The sequence below is a fragment of the Bacillus sp. JJ722 genome (assembly GCF_036963345.1).
Classification (GTDB): domain Bacteria; phylum Bacillota; class Bacilli; order Bacillales; family DSM-1321; genus Bacillus_AD.
Genome location: NZ_JBALMO010000041.1, coordinates 1 through 19,807 on the forward strand (window position 1 = coordinate 1; position 19,807 = coordinate 19,807).

19 protein-coding genes and 2 other annotated features are annotated in these 19,807 nt (G+C 37.1%); of the genes, 17 read left to right on the plus strand and 2 right to left on the minus strand.

Annotated features, from left to right (window positions below):
- The first annotated feature begins 102 nt into the window (after positions 1-102).
- The 12 genes from ytxC (at position 103) to V7014_RS06820 (ending at position 12,374) form a co-directional block, all read left to right on the plus strand.
- On the plus strand, positions 103-945 hold the full coding sequence (gene ytxC / locus V7014_RS06765; RefSeq protein WP_335505458.1) for a sporulation protein YtxC: 843 nt from the start codon (positions 103-105) through the stop codon (positions 943-945).
- Between the two features lie 588 nt (positions 946-1,533).
- Positions 1,534-3,465: a threonine--tRNA ligase gene (gene thrS / locus V7014_RS06770; RefSeq protein WP_335505460.1), complete on the plus strand. Its 1,932-nt coding sequence runs from the start codon at positions 1,534-1,536 to the stop codon at positions 3,463-3,465.
- A 143-nt stretch (positions 3,466-3,608) separates the two neighbouring features.
- Positions 3,609-3,746 (plus strand) — a sequence feature (ribosomal protein L20 leader region).
- Between the two features lie 3 nt (positions 3,747-3,749).
- Positions 3,750-4,325 (plus strand): translation initiation factor IF-3, encoded by a 576-nt coding sequence (infC, locus tag V7014_RS06775; RefSeq protein WP_205060197.1) that lies wholly within the window; start codon positions 3,750-3,752, stop codon positions 4,323-4,325.
- A 31-nt stretch (positions 4,326-4,356) separates the two neighbouring features.
- The gene (gene rpmI, locus V7014_RS06780; RefSeq protein ID WP_034309070.1) at positions 4,357-4,557 is read left to right on the plus strand and encodes a 50S ribosomal protein L35; all 201 of its coding nucleotides are present in this window, start codon (positions 4,357-4,359) and stop codon (positions 4,555-4,557) included.
- A gap of 35 nt (positions 4,558-4,592) precedes the next feature.
- Entirely contained in the window at positions 4,593-4,952 is a 360-nt protein-coding gene (gene rplT / locus V7014_RS06785; protein WP_335505501.1) for a 50S ribosomal protein L20, read from the plus strand.
- A gap of 153 nt (positions 4,953-5,105) precedes the next feature.
- The gene (locus tag V7014_RS06790) at positions 5,106-5,363 is read left to right on the plus strand and encodes a DUF1294 domain-containing protein (RefSeq protein ID WP_335505503.1); all 258 of its coding nucleotides are present in this window, start codon (positions 5,106-5,108) and stop codon (positions 5,361-5,363) included.
- A 163-nt stretch (positions 5,364-5,526) separates the two neighbouring features.
- Positions 5,527-6,612 (plus strand): M42 family metallopeptidase, encoded by a 1,086-nt coding sequence (locus V7014_RS06795; RefSeq protein ID WP_335505506.1) that lies wholly within the window; start codon positions 5,527-5,529, stop codon positions 6,610-6,612.
- 266 nt (positions 6,613-6,878) lie between these two features.
- Complete coding sequence (locus V7014_RS06800; protein WP_335505508.1) at positions 6,879-7,910, plus strand: tripartite tricarboxylate transporter substrate binding protein; 1,032 nt, start codon at positions 6,879-6,881, stop codon at positions 7,908-7,910.
- Positions 7,911-7,936: 26 nt separating this feature from the next.
- The gene (locus V7014_RS06805) at positions 7,937-8,395 is read left to right on the plus strand and encodes a tripartite tricarboxylate transporter TctB family protein (protein ID WP_335505510.1); all 459 of its coding nucleotides are present in this window, start codon (positions 7,937-7,939) and stop codon (positions 8,393-8,395) included.
- 16 nt (positions 8,396-8,411) lie between these two features.
- Complete coding sequence (locus V7014_RS06810) at positions 8,412-9,938, plus strand: tripartite tricarboxylate transporter permease (RefSeq protein ID WP_335505512.1); 1,527 nt, start codon at positions 8,412-8,414, stop codon at positions 9,936-9,938.
- 139 nt (positions 9,939-10,077) lie between these two features.
- Complete coding sequence (locus V7014_RS06815; protein WP_335505514.1) at positions 10,078-11,676, plus strand: sensor histidine kinase; 1,599 nt, start codon at positions 10,078-10,080, stop codon at positions 11,674-11,676.
- Positions 11,673-12,374 carry a response regulator gene (locus V7014_RS06820; RefSeq protein ID WP_335505516.1) on the plus strand — a complete coding sequence of 234 codons (702 nt, stop codon included), beginning with the start codon at positions 11,673-11,675 and terminating at the stop codon, positions 12,372-12,374. The genes V7014_RS06815 and V7014_RS06820 overlap by 4 nt, the downstream gene beginning before the upstream one ends.
- Positions 12,375-12,510: 136 nt before the next feature.
- On the opposite strand, the gene sspI is transcribed toward V7014_RS06820, so the two are convergent.
- Positions 12,511-12,720, minus strand: a complete 210-nt coding sequence (gene sspI, locus V7014_RS06825) for a small acid-soluble spore protein SspI (RefSeq protein WP_335505518.1) — start codon at positions 12,718-12,720, stop codon at positions 12,511-12,513.
- Between the two features lie 116 nt (positions 12,721-12,836).
- On the opposite strand from sspI, the gene V7014_RS06830 reads away from it, so the two are divergent.
- The 3 genes from V7014_RS06830 (at position 12,837) to pheT (ending at position 17,576) form a co-directional block, all read left to right on the plus strand.
- Positions 12,837-13,583: a TrmH family RNA methyltransferase gene (locus V7014_RS06830; RefSeq protein WP_335505520.1), complete on the plus strand. Its 747-nt coding sequence runs from the start codon at positions 12,837-12,839 to the stop codon at positions 13,581-13,583.
- Positions 13,584-13,655: 72 nt separating this feature from the next.
- Positions 13,656-13,889 (plus strand) — a binding site (T-box leader).
- 212 nt (positions 13,890-14,101) lie between these two features.
- On the plus strand, positions 14,102-15,142 hold the full coding sequence (gene pheS, locus V7014_RS06835; RefSeq protein WP_335505522.1) for a phenylalanine--tRNA ligase subunit alpha: 1,041 nt from the start codon (positions 14,102-14,104) through the stop codon (positions 15,140-15,142).
- A 19-nt stretch (positions 15,143-15,161) separates the two neighbouring features.
- Positions 15,162-17,576: a phenylalanine--tRNA ligase subunit beta gene (pheT, locus tag V7014_RS06840; RefSeq protein ID WP_335505524.1), complete on the plus strand. Its 2,415-nt coding sequence runs from the start codon at positions 15,162-15,164 to the stop codon at positions 17,574-17,576.
- A 145-nt stretch (positions 17,577-17,721) separates the two neighbouring features.
- On the opposite strand, the gene rnhC is transcribed toward pheT, so the two are convergent.
- Positions 17,722-18,666: a ribonuclease HIII gene (gene rnhC / locus V7014_RS06845; protein ID WP_335505526.1), complete on the minus strand. Its 945-nt coding sequence runs from the start codon at positions 18,664-18,666 to the stop codon at positions 17,722-17,724.
- A 209-nt stretch (positions 18,667-18,875) separates the two neighbouring features.
- Here rnhC and zapA point away from each other — a divergent pair, with 209 nt between their 5' ends.
- Positions 18,876-19,136, plus strand: a complete 261-nt coding sequence (gene zapA / locus V7014_RS06850; RefSeq protein WP_335505527.1) for a cell division protein ZapA — start codon at positions 18,876-18,878, stop codon at positions 19,134-19,136.
- 5 nt (positions 19,137-19,141) lie between these two features.
- Positions 19,142-19,684 (plus strand): CvpA family protein, encoded by a 543-nt coding sequence (locus tag V7014_RS06855; RefSeq protein WP_335505529.1) that lies wholly within the window; start codon positions 19,142-19,144, stop codon positions 19,682-19,684.
- Positions 19,685-19,807: the final 123 nt, after the last annotated feature.

Consider the following 19,807-nt stretch of genomic DNA (forward strand, 5'->3'; position numbering starts at 1 on the left):
AAAAGTGATTGAAAATCACTTTTCGGACAGCCTCTTTTTCTCTTCTAAACAAACCATATATTCCATATACATATATGGAACGTTGGGGTAGGAGGGGTTTTTTTGCTACGAATACATTTTGAATCTGGTCAGCAAGCGCTGCGAATTAAGCAAATTATATTACAACAAAGCAAAAGTTTAAAATTACTTTCAAATATACATTTTGAACAAAGTGATACGATTTCTCTTGTTATAGAAGATCATGAATTAACATCTATGTTACATATGATGCGTAGAGTTTTTGTAACATATATTCAAAAAGACTTACTATCACAATGGCTACAACAAATTGTACGAGAGAAATTTTTCTTCAACGATAAGGAAGAGTGTCTTCAAATAGTAGAATTAGCCGTTACAGTTATGCAAGAAGACAAGGAAAAGTGTCATACATTTTGGGATGATATTGATCAGAAAATTTATCATGGTCTAATTTCTATTTTTGAGAGGAAGGTTTCATTTTCCTTTCCTTCGTTTTTGATTTTTCGATTGAAAGGAGTGTTAGATTATTTAATTACGTATGTAGAAACAGCGATAGATGAGTATAAAATGGAACAAGATTATCAGAGTTTTGTTTATACGCTTCGTAATTATATGTTGTCGGTACCTTCCAAAATAGAAAAACTTCACTTATTTCATCAGCATTATTTTCAGTTCTATAACGACCACTTCAAAAAAATTGAAAGGGAAGAAATATCCGGGTTTATAGACAGAAAGTTATTCTCTGATTATCCTATGTATATTGATTCAAATGTTTTAGCACCTCTAATTTCTATTGCACCAAAGCACTTATATATTTATAGTAATGAAGAAGATATTCCTTTAGTGTTAACGATTACACGTATATTTGAAGAAAGAGTTAGTATTCACTCGCATGAAATGTTTGAAAATAAACAAATTCGTTTATAATGCCTATATCAAATTATTTTGAAAAAGAGTGTGAAAAGAAATATCATGTTCTTGCTTTTAACGTCGTAACAATTTATAATATCTTACATACAAAAGCATTATTCGAAAAAAGTAATGATGAGGACACGAACAATTTGTAACGATTCGTAGAGAGGGAAGTCATTAGGCTGTAAGCTTCCTATTCCGAGCTCTTTGTTTACCACCTCTAAACTTCGGCTGTGAAAGATTTTTCAAGTAATAGTTGACGGGAAGCTGCCGTTATTAGTTTATTGAGGTGTCATCTACTCAAAGTCATTTGATTAGGTGAAACCAGGGTGGAACCGCGGGTTATATAGTTAATACTAGCTCGTCCCTGTATTTAGTACAGGGGCGGGCTTTTTTGTTGTCTATTTTTATTATAACTGTCCCACGGTTCCTTTTTAAATGGTCGTAAGTGCATGAATTAAGAAGGATCGGTGCTGGTTAGTATTGTTCCCTAATTTGTCTTCATGGCTAGGTTAGATTGTATCTGAGGCATCAATGCCTTACAGATGGACAGATCATTTAGCTTAAATTGAATAAATTTATTAATTGTAGGAGGAAATAACAATGTCTGAAATGCTCAAAATTACTTTCCCTGATGGATCTGTGAAGGAATTTGCGAAGAACACGACTACAGAAGATATCGCAGCGTCTATCAGTCCTGGATTACGCAAAAAAGCAATTGCAGGAAAAGTGAATGGCGAATTATATGATTTGAAAAGACCGATTGAACAAGATGGAGCAATCGAAATTATTACACCAGAATCTGGGGATGCATTAGAAATTTTACGTCACAGTACAGCTCACTTAATGGCTCAAGCTATTAAGCGTATTTATGGTAAAGATAACGTGAAACTGGGTGTTGGTCCTGTTATTGAAGGTGGTTTCTACTACGATATTGATGTCGATCAGCCAATTTCTACAGAGGATCTTCCTGTAATTGAAAAAGAAATGAAGAAAATTGTGAACGAAAATATTGAAGTAGTTCGCAAAGAAGTATCACGTGATGCAGCGCTAGATTTCTTTAAAGATGACGATTATAAAGTAGAATTAATTGGTGCTATTCCTGCTGATGAAGAGGTTACTATCTATGAGCAAGGCGACTTTGCTGACCTTTGCCGCGGCGTACATGTGCCTTCAACTGGTAAGATTAAAGAGTTTAAATTACTAAACGTAGCTGGAGCATACTGGCGCGGAAATAGTGACAATAAAATGCTTCAACGTATTTATGGAACTGCCTTCTTTAAGAAAGATGAACTGAAAGAACATTTACGCTTATTAGAAGAAGCAAAAGAGCGTGACCACCGTAAAATCGGTAAAGAATTAAACCTTTTTACCAATTCAATGAAAGTTGGACAAGGTATGCCACTATGGTTACCAAAAGGCGCAACGATCCGTCGTGTAATCGAGCGTTATATTGTGGATAAAGAGCAACGTCTTGGCTACGACCACGTGTATACTCCAGTACTAGGAAGTGTTGATTTATACAAAACATCTGGTCACTGGGACCACTATCAAGATGGCATGTTCCCGATGATGGAAATGGATAATGAGCAGCTTGTTCTTCGTCCAATGAACTGTCCTCATCATATGATGGTGTACAAAAATGACATTCACAGCTATCGTGAACTTCCAATTCGTATTGCTGAATTAGGAACAATGCACCGCTACGAGATGAGTGGAGCACTTTCAGGTCTACAACGTGTACGTGCTATGACATTAAATGATGCACATATCTTCGTTCGTCCAGACCAAATTAAAGAAGAATTCAAACGTGTTGTTCGTTTAGTACAAGAAGTATACAAAGACTTTAACTTAAATGACTACACTTTCCGTTTATCTTATCGTGATCCAGAAGATACTGAGAAATATTATGATGATGATGAGATGTGGGAAAGAGCACAAGGTATGTTGAAAGAAGCGATGGATGAGTTAGAATTACCATACTTCGAAGCAGAAGGTGAAGCGGCATTCTATGGTCCTAAAGTAGATATCCAAGTAAAAACAGCATTAGGAAAAGAAGAAACACTTTCGACTGTTCAGCTTGATTTCTTATTACCAGAACGCTTTGATTTAACATATGTAGGTGAAGATGGTAAGCAACATCGTCCGGTTGTTATTCACCGTGGTGTTGTATCAACAATGGAACGTTTTGTTGCTTTCTTAATTGAAGAGTACAAAGGTGCATTCCCAACTTGGTTAGCTCCTGTTCAAGTGCAAGTAATTCCCGTATCTCCAGACGTTCATCTTGACTATGCGAAGAAAGTACAAGAAGAGTTACAAGCTGCTGGACTACGCGTTGATTTAGATCACCGCAATGAAAAAATTGGATATAAAATCCGTGAAGCTCAAATGCAGAAAATCCCTTACATGCTTGTGTTAGGTGATAAAGAAGTTGAAGGAAATGCTGTAAATGTGCGTAAATATGGTGAGCAAAAATCAGAAACACTTTCTTTTGAAGACTTCAAAAACATGATTGTGGCAGAGGTTACACGCTAATAGAGTTAGTATCTATAAAAAAATTAGTTGCAAAGTAGCGGACTCTTTGTTAATATAAATTTTGTTGTTGAAAATAGTTTTTGGCATTTGACATGCCAGCAACCTTATGATATAGTCATAAAGGTAAAAATTGAATACTAATTTGAGGAAAGAAGAAGCACCCGCTTCTCACCTGAGTGACGCTTTAAGCTGTTTGCAGGTTTTGGTTTTCTTATTTGACATATTGTCTAATTAGTCGATCATAGTGTGGGTGTATCATACATCCACACTTTTTTATTGCGGTTATGTTTATCTTCACTAACCCAAATGATGTATTCGGAAATAAACCTTGGAGGTGGCTAACTATTAGTAAAGACATGATGGTAAACGAGGGCATCCGTGCCCGCGAAGTTCGTCTCATTGACCAAAACGGAGAGCAGTTGGGCATTAAGACAAAATTCGAAGCTCTGGATATTGCTGCTCGTGTAAATCTTGATGTAGTGCTAGTTGCTCCTAACGCAAAACCACCTGTAGCCCGTATTATGGACTATGGAAAATATCGTTTCGAGCTACAAAAGAAAGAAAAAGAGGCGCGAAAAAATCAAAAGATCATCAGCTTGAAAGAGGTTCGTTTGAGCCCAACAATTGATGAGCATGACTTTAATACAAAACTTCGCAATGCCCATAAGTTCCTGCAAAAGGGAGATAAAGTGAAAGCATCCATTCGCTTTAAAGGTCGTGCGATTACTCATAAAGAAATCGGACAGCGCGTATTGGACCGCTTCTCTGCGGAATGCACTGAACTTGCTACTGTAGAGCAAGCTCCTAAGATGGACGGACGCAGCATGTTCTTAGTCTTAGCGCCGAAAAACGAAAAGTAATTTATAGATTGTATTTGAGGAGGAAATCCAAATGCCTAAAATGAAAACTCACCGCGGATCTGCAAAACGTTTCAAAAAAACGGGTTCTGGTAAACTTAAGCGTTCAAATGCTTACACTAGCCACTTATTCGCAAACAAATCAACAAAACAAAAACGTAAACTACGTAAAGCTAGTTTAGTAAGTAAAGGCGATTTCAAACGTATTCGCCACATGTTAGATAACATTAAGTAATCGTCGATTGATCGATTTAAATAGGAGGGAATTACATGCCACGTGTAAAAGGCGGTACTGTTACTCGCAAACGTCGTAAAAAAGTTCTTAAATTAGCAAAAGGTTATTATGGTTCAAAACATACATTATATAAAGTTGCAAACCAACAAGTAATGAAATCATGGAATTATGCATTCCGCGATCGTCGCCAAAAGAAACGCGACTTCCGTAAATTATGGATTACTCGTATCAATGCAGCTGCTCGTATTAACGGTCTTTCTTATAGCCGTTTAATGCACGGTTTAAAGCTTGCTGAAATCGAAGTAAACCGTAAAATGTTAGCTGACCTTGCTGTTGCTGATGCTGCTGCATTCGCTGAATTAGCAAACACTGCTAAAAAACACTTAGAAAAATAATATGCCCTTTCGTTCTTAGAGCGAAGAGCAGTTAAGAAGCCATTCTCCTTATAGGAGGATGGCTTCTTTTGGCTTACAATAAAGTAAGAGACTAATTATTACAAGGCAATAAGGAATAAGTGAATATGTTTAAAATAAATGGAGGTAAGAAGCATGGAGTTTGTTCTGTATTATTTTTGTGTAATAAATATCCTCGGTTTGACGATAATGGGGATTGATAAACGAAAAGCTAGACAAGGAAAATATCGAATATCAGAAGCGACATTGTGGGGTGTTGCAATCATTGGTGGAGCAGTTGGAGCGGCGATTGGAATGTTTTTGTTTCGACATAAGACAAAGCATATGAATTTTAAAATAGGTCTACCTATTTTAGCTTTACTAGACTTACTTCTTATTTTTCAGTTGGTCTAGCTTCGTCGTGTATCAAATGAAGCGTATTTACCGAAAGTGACGTACACGAAGGTGATTTGACGAATGATTCGTTTTATTTTGGCAAATTACAGTTAGTTTTCTTCTAGAACCGTAATAGTAAAGGTATAATAGGAATAGTTGAAAGAATTAGGAGGTAAACTGTATGACAAAATTAGATTCAACTCTAACGATGCTTAAAGAGTTAACGGATGCTAAAGCGATTCCGGGTAATGAAAAAGAAGCACGAGATGTTATGACAAAATACATATCACCATATGCTGATGAAGTAACAACAGATGGTTTAGGAAGCTTAGTAGCCACAAAAGTTGGCCAAGAAAACGGTCCGAAAATTATGGTGGCCGGTCATTTAGATGAAGTAGGCTTCATGGTTACACGTATAGATGATAAAGGCTTTATATATTTCCAAACAGTTGGTGGCTGGTGGTCACAAGTTATGCTAGCTCAGCGCGTGACAATTGTAACTAGCAAAGGGGAAATTACGGGTATCATCGGTTCAAAACCACCTCATATTTTACCACCTGAAGCTCGTAAAAAACCTGTTGAGATCAAAGACATGTTTATTGATATCGGTGCTTCAACTCGTGAAGAAGTGACTGAGTGGGGTGTTCGCCCTGGGGATATGGTAGTACCATATTTCGAATTTACGGTGATGAATAATCCGAAAATGTTACTTGCGAAAGCATGGGATAACCGAATTGGGTGTGCAATTGCAATTGATGTATTAAAAAATTTAAAATCAGAAAATCATCCAAATATCGTTTACGGTGTTGGAACAGTACAAGAGGAAGTAGGTCTTCGCGGAGCGAAAACAGCAGCCTTCAAAGTACAACCTGATATCGCATTTGCTGTTGATGTGGGGATTGCCGGAGACACACCTGGTGTAACGGAAAAAGAAGCAATGGGTAAGCTTGGAAAAGGCCCTGGAATTGTCCTATATGATGCAAGTATGGTTTCTCATAAAGGCTTACGCGACTTTATCACAAATGTAGCGGATGAATTAGAAATTCCTTATCAGTTCGATGCGATGGCTGGCGGTGGTACGGACTCTGGCTCTATCCATGTAACGGCTAACGGTGTTCCAGCGTTATCTATTACAATTGCTACACGATACATCCATTCACATGCTGCACTTCTACATCGTGATGATTATGAAAACACAGTGAAGCTAATTACTGAAGTAATTAAGCGACTTGATCGTGATGCGGTGAATACTATTACATTTGATTAATCAATTTAGAAAGAAGTTAGGCAAAAAGGTCGTTAAATAACGACTGATATGCTTAACTTCTTTCTTTGTTTTGAACAATTAAAAAGCCTGTGAATAGAGTTGTATCTATCACAGGCTTTAGTTATGTGTATCAAGGAGTAACAGATCTTGTGAACTTTATGAACAAAATGAAGTTAAATTTTTTAATGCTATTTATGTATAAAAACTTTCAATATTACTATTATTCTGTAAAATTAAGAAAACGTTTTCAAGAAGGGGATGGAATAATGGTTTTATCGAAAAAGAAAGTAGCTTCATTTATTTGCGTAGGTATGTTGGCGCTAAGTTTAGGGGCGTGCTCTAGTAGTTCTACTACATCTGAAGAGGATAATAAAAAGTCTACTTATCCTGACAAAGCGATCTCGGTAGTCGCTCCATCTGGTGCAGGTGGCGGTTGGGATATGACTGCGAGATCATTTACTAAAGTATTAAGTGAAACGAAATTAGTAACACAACCATTAACAGTAGAAAATAAACCGGGTGGTGGGGGAGCCGTTTTTATGGCTGAGTTTGCTACACAAGATCAACAAAATAATGAAAAACTATTTGTTAATTCTCCACCAATCATTATTAATAATCTGAAAAAAGAAGGAAATTCGCCATACGGTTATAAGAATACAACACCGTTAGCACAGCTTACAAAGGATTTTGGAACAATTGTCGTTCGTGCTGATTCAAAATATAAGGATTTGAAATCTTTATTGGATGATGTAAAAAAGGATCCGAAAAAACTTACCTTTGCTGGAGGTTCAGCGCCTGGTTCAATGGATCATTTAATTTCGATTCTTCCACCGTTTAAATATGGTGTTGACCCGGCTAAAGTAAAGTATGTTTCTTATGATGGCGGGGGAGAAGCTCTTACAGCATTGCTTGGTGGAAATGCTGATGTAATTGGAACAGATGCATCTAGTGTTAAGGAATTCGTAAAAGCAGGTAAAGTACGTGTTCTAGCTGTTATGTCACCAGAAAGATTAGCTGGAGAGGAATTTAAAGATGTTCCAACTGCTAAGGAACAAGGAATAGATGCTGAATTTGCCATCTGGAGAGGTGTATTCGGATCAGAGAAGATGTCCAAAGATGCGAAGAAGTACTGGGATGATACAATCAGTAAGCTTGTAAATTCTGATGAATGGAAGCAAGAAGTGGCAAAACAAGGTTGGGAAGAAGATTATAAAGACAGTAAAATGTTTCAGTCATTTTTAGTTGAACAAGAGAAGCAAGTACAGGAATTGTTAGAAGCGCTAGGTATGGAGAAGTAATAGCGCCTTAATGTGGAGGAGAAACTATGATTTTAAGTTTTGATCGAGTAGCTGCAGTCTTGCTTAGTTGTGTAGGTATTTTGTTTATGGTTGGAAGTAAACAATTATCTACTTCTTCCTATGGTAGTGAAGTGGGACCTGATATTTTCCCTTTCTGGTTAGGAGCAATTTTAACACTATTAAGTATCAAATTATTTTTTGAAGCTTTAAAAGATGGGCGGAACAAAGAGAAGGAAGCAGGACAATTAGATATAAAAAGTTTTGGTATGATTTTTACTTTGGCACTCCTTTATATACTAGTGCTAGAGTACATCGGCTATGTCATTACAACGTTTTTATTCTTATTCATTAGCTTTCAAATAATGGATAAAGGTAAATGGGTTACATCATTAATCATTGCTGGCTGTTTCTCAGGCGCTGTTTATTATTTATATGTTGAAGTTTTAAAAGGAACATTACCAGGGTGGCCGATATGGTTAATGTAAGGAAAGGAGATCATCAGTGGATACTTTGGAATATCTATTAGCTGGATTTGAAACAGCGTTTGTTTGGTATAATTTGCTGTTTGCATTTGTCGGTGTATTAATTGGGACTGCAGTAGGCGTTTTGCCAGGAATTGGACCTATGAGTGGGGTTGCTCTCTTAATTCCAGTTACTGCTTCTTTAACTGGTGGACTTGCCCCTGAACAGGCTGCAACAAGTTCCATCATATTGTTAGCGGGAGTATACTATGGAGCCATGTATGGAGGATCAACTACTTCAATCCTCCTTAATACTCCAGGAGAGTCTTCATCGGTAGTAACGACACTGGATGGTTATCAAATGGCAAAGAATGGACGTGCCGGGAGTGCGTTATCCATTGCTGCTATTGGTTCATTTTTCGCGGGAATTGTAACGTTAATCGCTCTTACTCTGTTAGCAAAGCCGTTATCACAAGTTGCGTTAAAGTTTGGTCCTGCCGAGTACTTCTCATTAATGCTGCTTGGTCTGGCAGCAGTGAGTGGATTAGCGGGGAAATCAGTAACAAAGGCTTTAATTATGACAGTATTAGGTTTGTTAATTGCAACGATAGGTGTCGATAACGTATCTGGAATTGCTCGCTTTACGTTTGACAATCCATGGTTATTTCAAGGTATTGAGTTCTTAACACTTGCTGTCGGATTGTTTGCCTTAGGAGAAGTGTTTAAGACCATTATTGAAAAAGATGATGAAGTAGGGAAAATTGCTAGAATCAATAATTTATTGCCTTCTAAGCAGGAGTTTAAAAAATCCACTGGTCCAATTGCACGAGGTTCTTTATTAGGATTCTTTATAGGTATTTTACCAGGTGCTGGTGCGACATTAGCTTCGTTTTTCTCTTACATCATGGAAAAGAAAATTAGTAAAAATCCTGAAAAATTTGGTAAAGGTGCAATAGAGGGTGTGGCTGCTCCAGAGTCAGCTAATAATGCTGCTTCTGGTGGAGCTATGATTCCATTATTAACATTAGGTATTCCGGGCTCCGGTACTACAGCTATTCTAATGGGGGCTTTTATGATGTACAATATTCAGCCAGGGCCTTTATTATTTGAAGATCATCCTGAGGTAGCGTGGGGATTGATAGCGAGTATGTTTATCGGTAATCTGATGTTGCTTGTGTTAAATTTACCTTTAGTAAAAGTCTTTGCTAAAATTATAGAAACACCGAAAAAATATTTATTGCCTATTATTATTGCCATTTCGATATTCGGAGTTTATGCAGTTCAAGTTTCAACAAATGATTTATTGCTATTGTTGGCATGTGGTATATTTGGCTACTTCTTCGCTAAGCATGATTATCCAGTTGCTCCGCTAGTGTTGGGGCTTGTACTTGGGCCAATGATTGAAAATAATCTGCGCAGAGCGTTAACAATTTCTAATGGAGACTATAGTATCTTTTTTACAAGACCACTTTCGTTAGCTTTCCTAATATTTATGGCATTATGGCTTATCATTCCGATCATCATTAAAATGAGAGGAAAAGAAGTCATTGTAAATGTAGAAGGATAAGAGAAGGTGAATGAACGATCTAAAACCAAATGGCATATTGCTATTTGGTTTTTTGTTATATAAAATACGATACTAGAAATAAAAGGATCAAATAGTATAGAATAGTAAAATAATATAATTGTAACAAAGAGGTGGTTTATTGCGATTACAGATTAAACTGATGCTTGGTATATCGTTTATTATACTAATGATAGGCAGTTTTTTTGGCATTACATATGCTGAATTAGTTGAAAAAAGCTTAAAAAAAGAAAAAGGTTTGAAAGCGCTGTCGCTAGCTCAGACACTTGCAGTTGATGATGATATTATCGCGGCATTCGCTACAAGTAATCCTGCAAAGATTATTCAGCCGATTGCTGAGGAAGTACGACAAGAAGTTAATGCGGAATTCATCGTTATTGGTAATAAAGAAGGAATAAGATATTCACATCCTAAAGAAGATCGCCTTGGCAAGAAAATGATTGGTGGAGATAACGAACTTGCTTTTCAAGGTAAAGCAAGTGTGTTTGAATCTATTGGATCGCTGGGACCATCCATACGTGGAAAAGCGCCGATATTCAATGAGAACAAAGAGGTGGTTGGTGTTGTCTCAGTTGGATATTTAGAAACAGATATCGCAAAAGAAGTCAGAAAAGTGAAAAATAAAATCCTTGTTCTAACCATTGTCATTTTAATGGGAGGTATTATTGCTGCTTTCCTTCTCTCGCAAAATATTAAGAGGGCTCTTTTTGGCCTTGAACCAAAGGAAATAGCTAGAATGTATCTTGAAAAACACACCATATTAGAATCTATACATGAAGGAATCATCGCTATTGATAAACGTGGACATATTACTGTCGTTAATGAAAAAGCCCATAAGATGCTGAATGTTCCATTAGACAGAAAACTTCGTGGCACAGACATTAGAACAGTAGTCAAAAACACCCACCTTTTAGATGTAGTAGGAACAGGTAAAGCAGAATATGATCGTGAAATGTTTATTAATAGTGAGGTTTTCGTAACGAATCGTATTCCTATTCATTCTAATAATGGATACGTTATTGGGGCTGTGGCTAGTTTACGTAATAAATCAGAGTTATCTAAAGTTCTACAGGAACTTTCGCATATGAGATCCTATGCAGAAGGGTTGAGAGCCCAAACGCATGAATACTCCAATAAAATGTATACATTATTAGGGTTAATACAATTAGAATCATATAAAGAAGCAATCGAATTAATTACTGATGAATCAGATGTAGCCCAAGAACAACTTTCGTTTCTAATGACAGAAATTCCTGATCATATTATTGCCGGATGTATATTAGGGAAATACAGCTTAGCAAGTGAAAAGAAGATTGAATTTCAATTAGACAGAGAAAGTTCATTTGTTGATGTACCTACCTCTATAGGACGTAATGAGCTAGTTACGATTATAGGGAATCTAGTGAATAATGCATTTGATGCTGTATTAGAGAATCATTCTGCACAGAAAAAGAAGGTGTCCCTATTTTTAACAGATTTAGGAAAAGAACTTATAATAGAAGTTAGTGATAATGGAGTTGGAATTTCAAGTGAATATTACCACCTTATCTTCGATGAAGGTTTTTCAACGAAACATAGTGAACATAATTCAGGTTTAGGCTTACGACTTGTGAAAAATGCGGTAGAGCATTTAGGGGGTACTGTCACTTTTTATAGTGAATTATATAAAGGAACTACTTTTACAATTGCTATTCCAAAGAGTAGGGGGGGATCTGGATGAATGATTGTATTGAAATACTGATTATAGAGGATGATTTGAGAATAGCTAGTATCCAGAAAACGTTTATTGAAAGAATGGATGGCTTTCAAGTGGTCGGAATAGCAACGAATCATCAAGATGCTGAGATGTTTATGGAAATATACAAGCCACAGTTAATATTATTAGATGTGTATTTTCCCGATATGAACGGTCTGCAATTCTTGAAAAATACAAAACAAAGTGGAACACAAATTGATGTTATTATGATTACGGCTACAAAGGAATTGGATAAGATTCAAGAGGCAATTACAATTGGTGTATTTGATTATATTATAAAACCCGTTCTTTTTGATCGATTCCAGCAATCGTTGCTTCGATATAAGCAGTATCGTCAGAAATTACAAGATTTGAAGAAAGAACCTTCAGCAGTTACTCAACAAGCGATTGATCAACTATTTTCACAGGAAAAGAAACAACAGGAAAAAGCCTTTGTTCCTAAAGGGATTGATCCACTGACCCTTGAAAAAGTCTTGGATGTAATAAGTATACAATCAAACGGTTATAATGCAGAAGGAATCGCGGAGAAAATTGGAGTAAGCCGTACAACGGCAAGAAGGTATTTAGAGCATTTAGTTGGAGAAGAAAAACTAAAAGCAGATTTGGTATATGGTACCGTTGGAAGACCTGAAAGAGTATACAAGCGAATAGTTGAGAAATAATGTACCAGATTGCTAGTTATCAGCTTTTATTGGAAATCATTAATAAAACACATGTTCAAGAACGCTCTTTCTTTTGGTCGCCGTTTCCTAAAATGATTTTAAGTGGGGGGCATGCCCCCCACTTAGTAAATGTATGTTACTTTTTCAATCCGCTTTCTAATACATATAACATTTCTTTCTTTTCTTCAGGGGTAGAGTTTTGCCAAATGACTTCAAAGAGGACTCCGAGACCGGGAAGCATCTTTTCTTCACCGCTTTGAATGGCATCGACGATAGTATCTTGGAGTTGATCTTGGCTATTGCCAGCTACGTTGTGAATGACAGCATGTCGCAAATTTAAATTCATCTTTTTCCCTCCTTACACAGTTCTCCCGCTTATTTTTTCACAAGTGTTGATTTATTATGTATAATGTTTAGGCTATAATAGGAAAATCGGACAGTAGAAAAGGAGTGAATGATAACTTGAAGTTCATTCAATCTATACAAAATGACAAAGTGAAAGAATGGAAGAAACTGACTGCGAAAAAAGGACGAGATAAAGCAAAACAATTTATCGTGGAAGGTTTTCATTTAGTGGAAGAAGCATTAAAAAAAGATTATGCGAATCTGCTTATCGTAGATGAAAATATAGAAATTCCAAATGGATGGAATGTTGATAATCAGGAGATATATCGAGTATCATCTGCTGTTGCAAAAGCTTTAGCAGAAACGGAAACAACTCAAGGGATTTTTGCTATTTGTGATCAAAAGCAATTAAATACAACGTCATATTCGCGCGTATTGCTATTAGATGGTGTTCAAGATCCTGGCAATATTGGAACAATTATTCGTACTGCTGATGCAGCAGGAGTAGAGGTTGTTGTTTGTGGCGATGGATGTGTTGATGTATATAATGGGAAAGCATTGCGATCAACTCAAGGTTCAATCTTTCATATTCCTGTTATTAAAGGGGATTTACAAGAATGGATTCCAAAGCTACAAGCTCAAGGTATTACGGTATATGGTACGTCACTACAAAATGCGATGGATTACCGTGACGTTCAGTTAGATGAGAAGTATGCATTAGTAATGGGTAATGAAGGAAATGGCGTTAGTGATGTGATATTACAGCAGTGCGATCAGAACTTATATATTCCAATCGTAGGCGAAGCAGAATCATTAAATGTAACAGTGGCGACAGGAATTTTATTATATCAATTTTGTAAATAGATGAAGAACTTTTTTAACCGTAGTTGCATACAGTAGGAAAAGTCTCTATAATATGAAAGTATAATTCAAATATGAAAAGCGTTGACAGAGAAAAGTAGCTCTTACGAAAGATCAAGGGAGAAAATGCCTTAGACTGAAAGCATTTTTATCATAGTAGAAAGAGTGAAGTTCACCTCTCGAGCTGACATCGGGACCGCATATGCGTAAAGATGCTCCGGTTTAGAAGACCGTTAATCCAATGAAGTATTGTACAGATGATTTGTACATAAACAAGGGTGGTACCACGACGATAACCTCGTCCCTTTTATTAGGGGACGAGGTTTTTTTGTATGTCTAGCTGTAGTTACCATCTCTAATGGATTTCGTCAGCCTACTTACGAAAATTCAACGGCGGGCTCATCTCGGTCGGCTCGTTCAAGCCCATACGGAGCCAAGTTGGAATTCCATTTAGCTTACAGGGTTTCACAAATGATGAGTATGAATACCGATGATAAATCGGATAAAGGAGGAAATATATTATGCAAGAAACGTTAAAGCAACTACAAGCAGAAGCCCTTCAAAAAATTGAAGAAGCATCGGATTTGAAACAATTAAACGATGTGCGTGTAGCTTACCTTGGAAAGAAAGGCCCAATCACTGAAGTATTAAGAGGAATGGGTAAATTATCAGCTGAAGAGCGTCCGAAAATGGGAGCTTTAGTAAACGTAATTCGTGAAGAGATAGCAAAGAGCATTGAAAGTAAACAATCCGTACTTGAAGAAGCTGCAATAAATGCGAAACTAGCATCAGAAACAATTGATGTGACACTTCCTGGTTACACAGTAAAAGCAGGAGCATCTCATCCACTAACACGAATTATTGAAGAAGCAGAAGATTTATTTATTGGAATGGGTTACTCAGTAGAAGAAGGTCCAGAAGTAGAGCAAGACTACTACAACTTTGAAGCTTTGAACTTGCCACAAGGTCACCCTGCTCGTGATATGCAAGATAGCTTCTATATTACGGATGAAACATTAATGCGTACGCATACTTCACCAGTTCAAGTAAGAACAATGTTAAAGCACGCTGGTAAAGGACCAGTGAAAATCATTTGTCCTGGTAAAGTATATCGCCGTGATAATGATGATGCGACTCACTCACATCAATTTATGCAAATTGAAGGTTTAGTAGTAGATAAGAATATTGCGATGAGTGACTTATCTGGAACTTTAGAAGTGTTTGCAAAGAAAATGTTCGGTCAAGAGCGTGACATTCGCCTTCGTCCAAGCTTCTTCCCATTCACTGAGCCTTCTGTAGAAGTGGATATTTCATGTAAAATCTGTAGCGGAAAAGGCTGTAATGTTTGTAAGCAAACGGGCTGGATTGAAGTGCTTGGAGCGGGTATGGTTCATCCAAATGTGTTAAGAATGTCAGGTTTCGATCCTGAAGTATATTCTGGATTCGCTTTCGGTATTGGTGTAGAGCGTATTGCCATGTTGAAATATGGTATCGATGATATTAGACATTTCTATAGCAATGATATTCGTTTCTTAAAACAATTCGAGCGTAACGAAGAATAATTAAGAGGAGGGTTATACAATGTTTGTTTCATATAAATGGCTACAACAATATGTAAATATAAATGGTATTTCAGCAGACGAATTAGCTGACAAAATTACGAAGAGCGGTATTGAAGTTGAAGGTGTCGAAAAGAAAAATGAAGGTATTAAAGGTGTAGTGGTAGGGCACGTTTTAGAGAAAGTGAAGCATCCAGAAGCGGATAAGCTGAACGTATGTCAAGTGGATATCGGTGCAGAAGAGCCAGTTCAAATTGTTTGTGGAGCACCTAACGTAGATGCTGGACAAAAAGTGGCTGTAGCAACTGTAGGTGCAGTTCTTCCTGGTAACTTCAAAATTAAGAAAGCAAAACTTCGTGGGCAAGCTTCACACGGTATGATTTGTTCTCTTCAAGAGCTTGGTATTGAAAGCAAGTTGATTGCGAAAGAATACAGTACAGGTATATTTGTATTCCCAAGCGATGTAGAAGTAGGCACAGATGCATTAGTACAACTTAGCTTAGATGATGAAGTACTAGAGCTTGGCTTAACACCAAACCGTTCAGACTGCTTAAGTATGCTAGGGGTTGCATATGAAGTTGGTGCAGTTCTTGGTAAAGAAGTGAAGTGGCCAGAAATCAATGTAACAGAAAGCAATGAACAAGCTTCTGACTACATTGCTGTCGAAGTAGAAGCACAAGAAGATAATCCATTGTATACAGCTCGTGTTATTAAAGATGTAAAAGTTGGTCCATCTCCACTTTGGTTACAAACTACTTTAATGGCAGCTGGTATTCGTCCACACAATAATGTTGTCGACATTACAAATTACATTTTATTAGAATACGGTCAACCGCTTCATGCTTTTGATTACGACAAATTAGGCTCTAAGAAAATTGTTGTCAGAAAAGCCAAAGCCGGAGAGAAAATGGTGACTCTTGATGATGCAGAACGTACGTTACAAGATCATCAACTTGTTATTACAAACGGAACAGAGCCAGTTGCACTTGCGGGCGTTATGGGTGGAGCAAACTCTGAAGTAGGTGATGAGACAACAACTGTTCTTCTTGAATCAGCATACTTTACAGGTGCATCTGTACGCAGAACTTCGAAAGATCATTCACTACGTAGTGAAGCAAGTGCTCGTTACGAAAAAGGTGTAGATCCAACTCGTGTACGTGCAGCAGCTGATCGCGCTGTAGCTCTTATGGAGCAATATGCAAGCGGCACAGTATTAGCTGGTTCTGTTGAAGTGGATACATTAACAATTGAACCAGCTGTAGTATCTATTACAGTTGATAAAATCAATACGTTATTAGGTACAGCTTTAACGATGGCTGATGTAGAAGCTATTTTTGCAGCATTGAAGTTCGAAAGCGCAGTTGAAGGAAATACAATTACTGTAACAGTACCAACTCGTCGTGGAGACATTACTATTCCAGAAGACTTAGTAGAAGAAGTAGCTCGTTTATATGGCTATGATCATATTCCAAAAACACTTCCAGCAGCTACTGGTACAGTAGGGCAATTAACACCTTACCAATCTAAGCGCCGTCTTGTTCGCCGTTATTTAGAAGGGGCGGGTCTTTATCAAGCAGTTACTTACGGTTTAACTTCTGAAGAAAAAGCAACAGCTTTTGCAATTGAAAAGGCGGACACTGTTAAGCTTGCTATGCCAATGAGTGAGGAAAGAAGCGTACTTCGTCAAAGCTTAGTGCCTCATTTATTAGAAGCATTACAATACAATGTAGCTCGTCAAAATGATGCAATCGCCCTGTATGAAACAGGTACAGTATACTTAAACAACACTGATGGTGAATTACCAATAGAAAGAGAACATGTGGCTGGAGCTATTACAGGCTTATGGCATTCTCAATTATGGCAAGGTGAAAAGAAACAAGTAGATTTCTATGTAGCTAAAGGTATTCTTGAAGGTATGTTTGAAAAGCTTGGCTTAAGCGATCAAATTTCTTTCCAAGCAGCTGTTGTTGAAGGAATGCATCCAGGGAGAACAGCTAGTGTTACACTAAATGGCGAATATATCGGTTATATTGGTCAAGTACATCCAACAGTTGAACAAAACCATGATATTAAAGCAACATATGTGTTTGAACTTTCATTAAAAGCGTTACTAGAAGCGGCTGTGGCACCGATTGCTTATACGAGTATCCCTCGTTTCCCATCAATCACTCGTGATATCGCACTTGTTGTAGATAAAGGGACTGTAGCTGGTGAAATTCAAGCAATCATTACAGAAGCTGGTGGTAAGTTATTGAAAGAAGTTTCTGTATTCGACTTATATGAAGGAGACCGCATGGAAGAAGGCAAGAAATCAATTGCGTTCTCATTAAAATACTTCGATCCTACTAAAACATTAACAGACGAAGATGTAACAAAAGCACATACGAAAGTATTGGATGCTGTTAAAGAAAAAGCTGGCGCTGAATTGCGTGGGTAATAGATAGAAAAAAGATGACTTCGGATAAATCTGAGGTCATCTTTTTTTGAAAACGGACGAAATAATTTAAAAACCCGCTGGATTATTAAGAAAAGTGGACGAATTAATTCGAAAACCCGCTGGATTATTGCAAGAAGTGGCTGGATTATTTTCTTAACAAATTCTTCGCTTTTTCCGTATTCGCAAAATGGAGTTTGGTGAAGGTTTGCAAACTGTCCATTCCTTTTGTTTTGATCAGTTTAGCAGCTGCGACATCAACGTGAGGACCTGCTCCTTTTGGGATGGTGAAGCCAGCTTGTTTGCTTAGTTCTTCAAATTTTTTAACGAAGGCTGCACGCGCCAGAATGGAAGCAGCAGCAACGCTAACATGAATGCTTTCAGCTCCTGTGCTTAAATAGATGTTTTTCGCTTGAAATATGTCCTGTCCTTTTAAATAATTAAAGAATATATCGGGTTTGGCGAATTGGTCGACAAGAACAGCTTCAGCTTCAGTTGGTGCGATCTTATCAATCAGTTTTTTGAGAGCTAAATTATGTAAATAAGCCTTGATTTTCCCTTGTGACATACCTTTTGCTTGCAGGGCATTATATTTCACGTTATCCAAAACAAACAGTGAAAAAGGTACAGCATGCTTTAATTGAGACGCGATTTGAAGTATTTCAGGGTCTTTAATGTTCTTTGAATCTCTTACCCCTAGTTCTTTTAATAGAGGGATGGAAGCTCGATCAGCATATACAGCTGCCACAGTGATAGGTCCGAAGTAGTCACCAGTACCAACTTCATCGGAGCCGATGATGCTCATTTCACCTATATTACTTGGTGGAGAATATTCATGGCTTTTAACTGAATTTTTCTTAGTGGATGTAGTTTGTGTTGGTGTACTAGCTTTAGAACTCCAGAGACTTGCTTCCTTTTCCGCGTTTGCACCTTGAAACAGTACTTTTCCAGATTTGTAGGCTGTTATATTGCAGCGGTCACCCTTTGCTGAGAAAACACCGCCTGGTGGTACAGTGGACGCTAATTTGGCTTGGTAATGACTTTTTAATTCAGAAATGGAAGAAAGAGTCATTTTTAAAACGACGTTTGCCATTGGTCAAATCTCCTTTTTTTAATATAAAGTTAATATTTTTGCATAATTTCTGTAATATAAATTGCAGTCATAGAAGAGTATACATCTTGATATTTAATATATCTAGTCAGTGTGTTACAGGCTGATTAAAGTTATGTTTTTTTCTTTCAAGGTTAACATGTTCATGGTATCATAGAGATTAGGATTCTTTGGAATAGGGAGGTATGACCTTGTCAGACAATAATAAAAATAAAATAACAGTTGATATATATGGCCAGCAATATACCATTGTCGGCACGGAATCTTCCAGCCATATTCGCTTAGTTGCCTCTCTTGTTGATGATAAGATGCGTGAAATTAGTGAAAAGAATCCATCTCTCGATGTTAGTAAACTAGCAGTCCTTACAGCGGTGAATACAATTCATGATTATCTTAAAGTGAAAGAACAACTGCAAGACATTCAAAGAGAACAAAAGAACGAAAAGGATTGAACACGATGCTTGACATAATAATTTTGGCCATCTTTATGATCGGTCTTCTTGTCGGTTTGAGACGAGGATTCATTCTTCAACTAATACATATGACAGGCTTTATAGTAGCGTTTATTGTCGCTGTTATTTTCTACGATGAACTTGCACCGAAGTTAGAATTATGGATACCATTTCCATCAGTTGCTGATACTTCAACTATTACGATGTTATTTGATAATGTAGGTATTGACCAAGCATATTATAATGCGATAGCCTTTATTATTATCTTCTTTGTTGTGAAGATTGCTTGGCAAATTCTTGGATCGATGTTCGATTTCCTAGCACAATTTCCAATTCTTAAGCAGTTAAACAGATGGGGTGGAGGAATTCTTGGATTCCTTGAAACTTATCTTATCATGTTTATCCTCTTATACCTAGCTGCGCTCTTACCAGTGCATAGTATTCAAGACGGTATTCAAGGGTCGGTTTTAGCGGAAACGATGATTAAGTATACACCGATCTTATCAGATCAAATTAAAGATCTTTGGTTTTCATATATTTCAGCATAAAGCTGATCCAAAAGGGTTTGATTACTTGATTTAACTCTTTTGGGCCAGTTTTTTTTATTGTTTAGGAAGTTATAAAATAATTCGTTGTTGATCACTTTATATTTAGTGAATCTACGTCCAGCT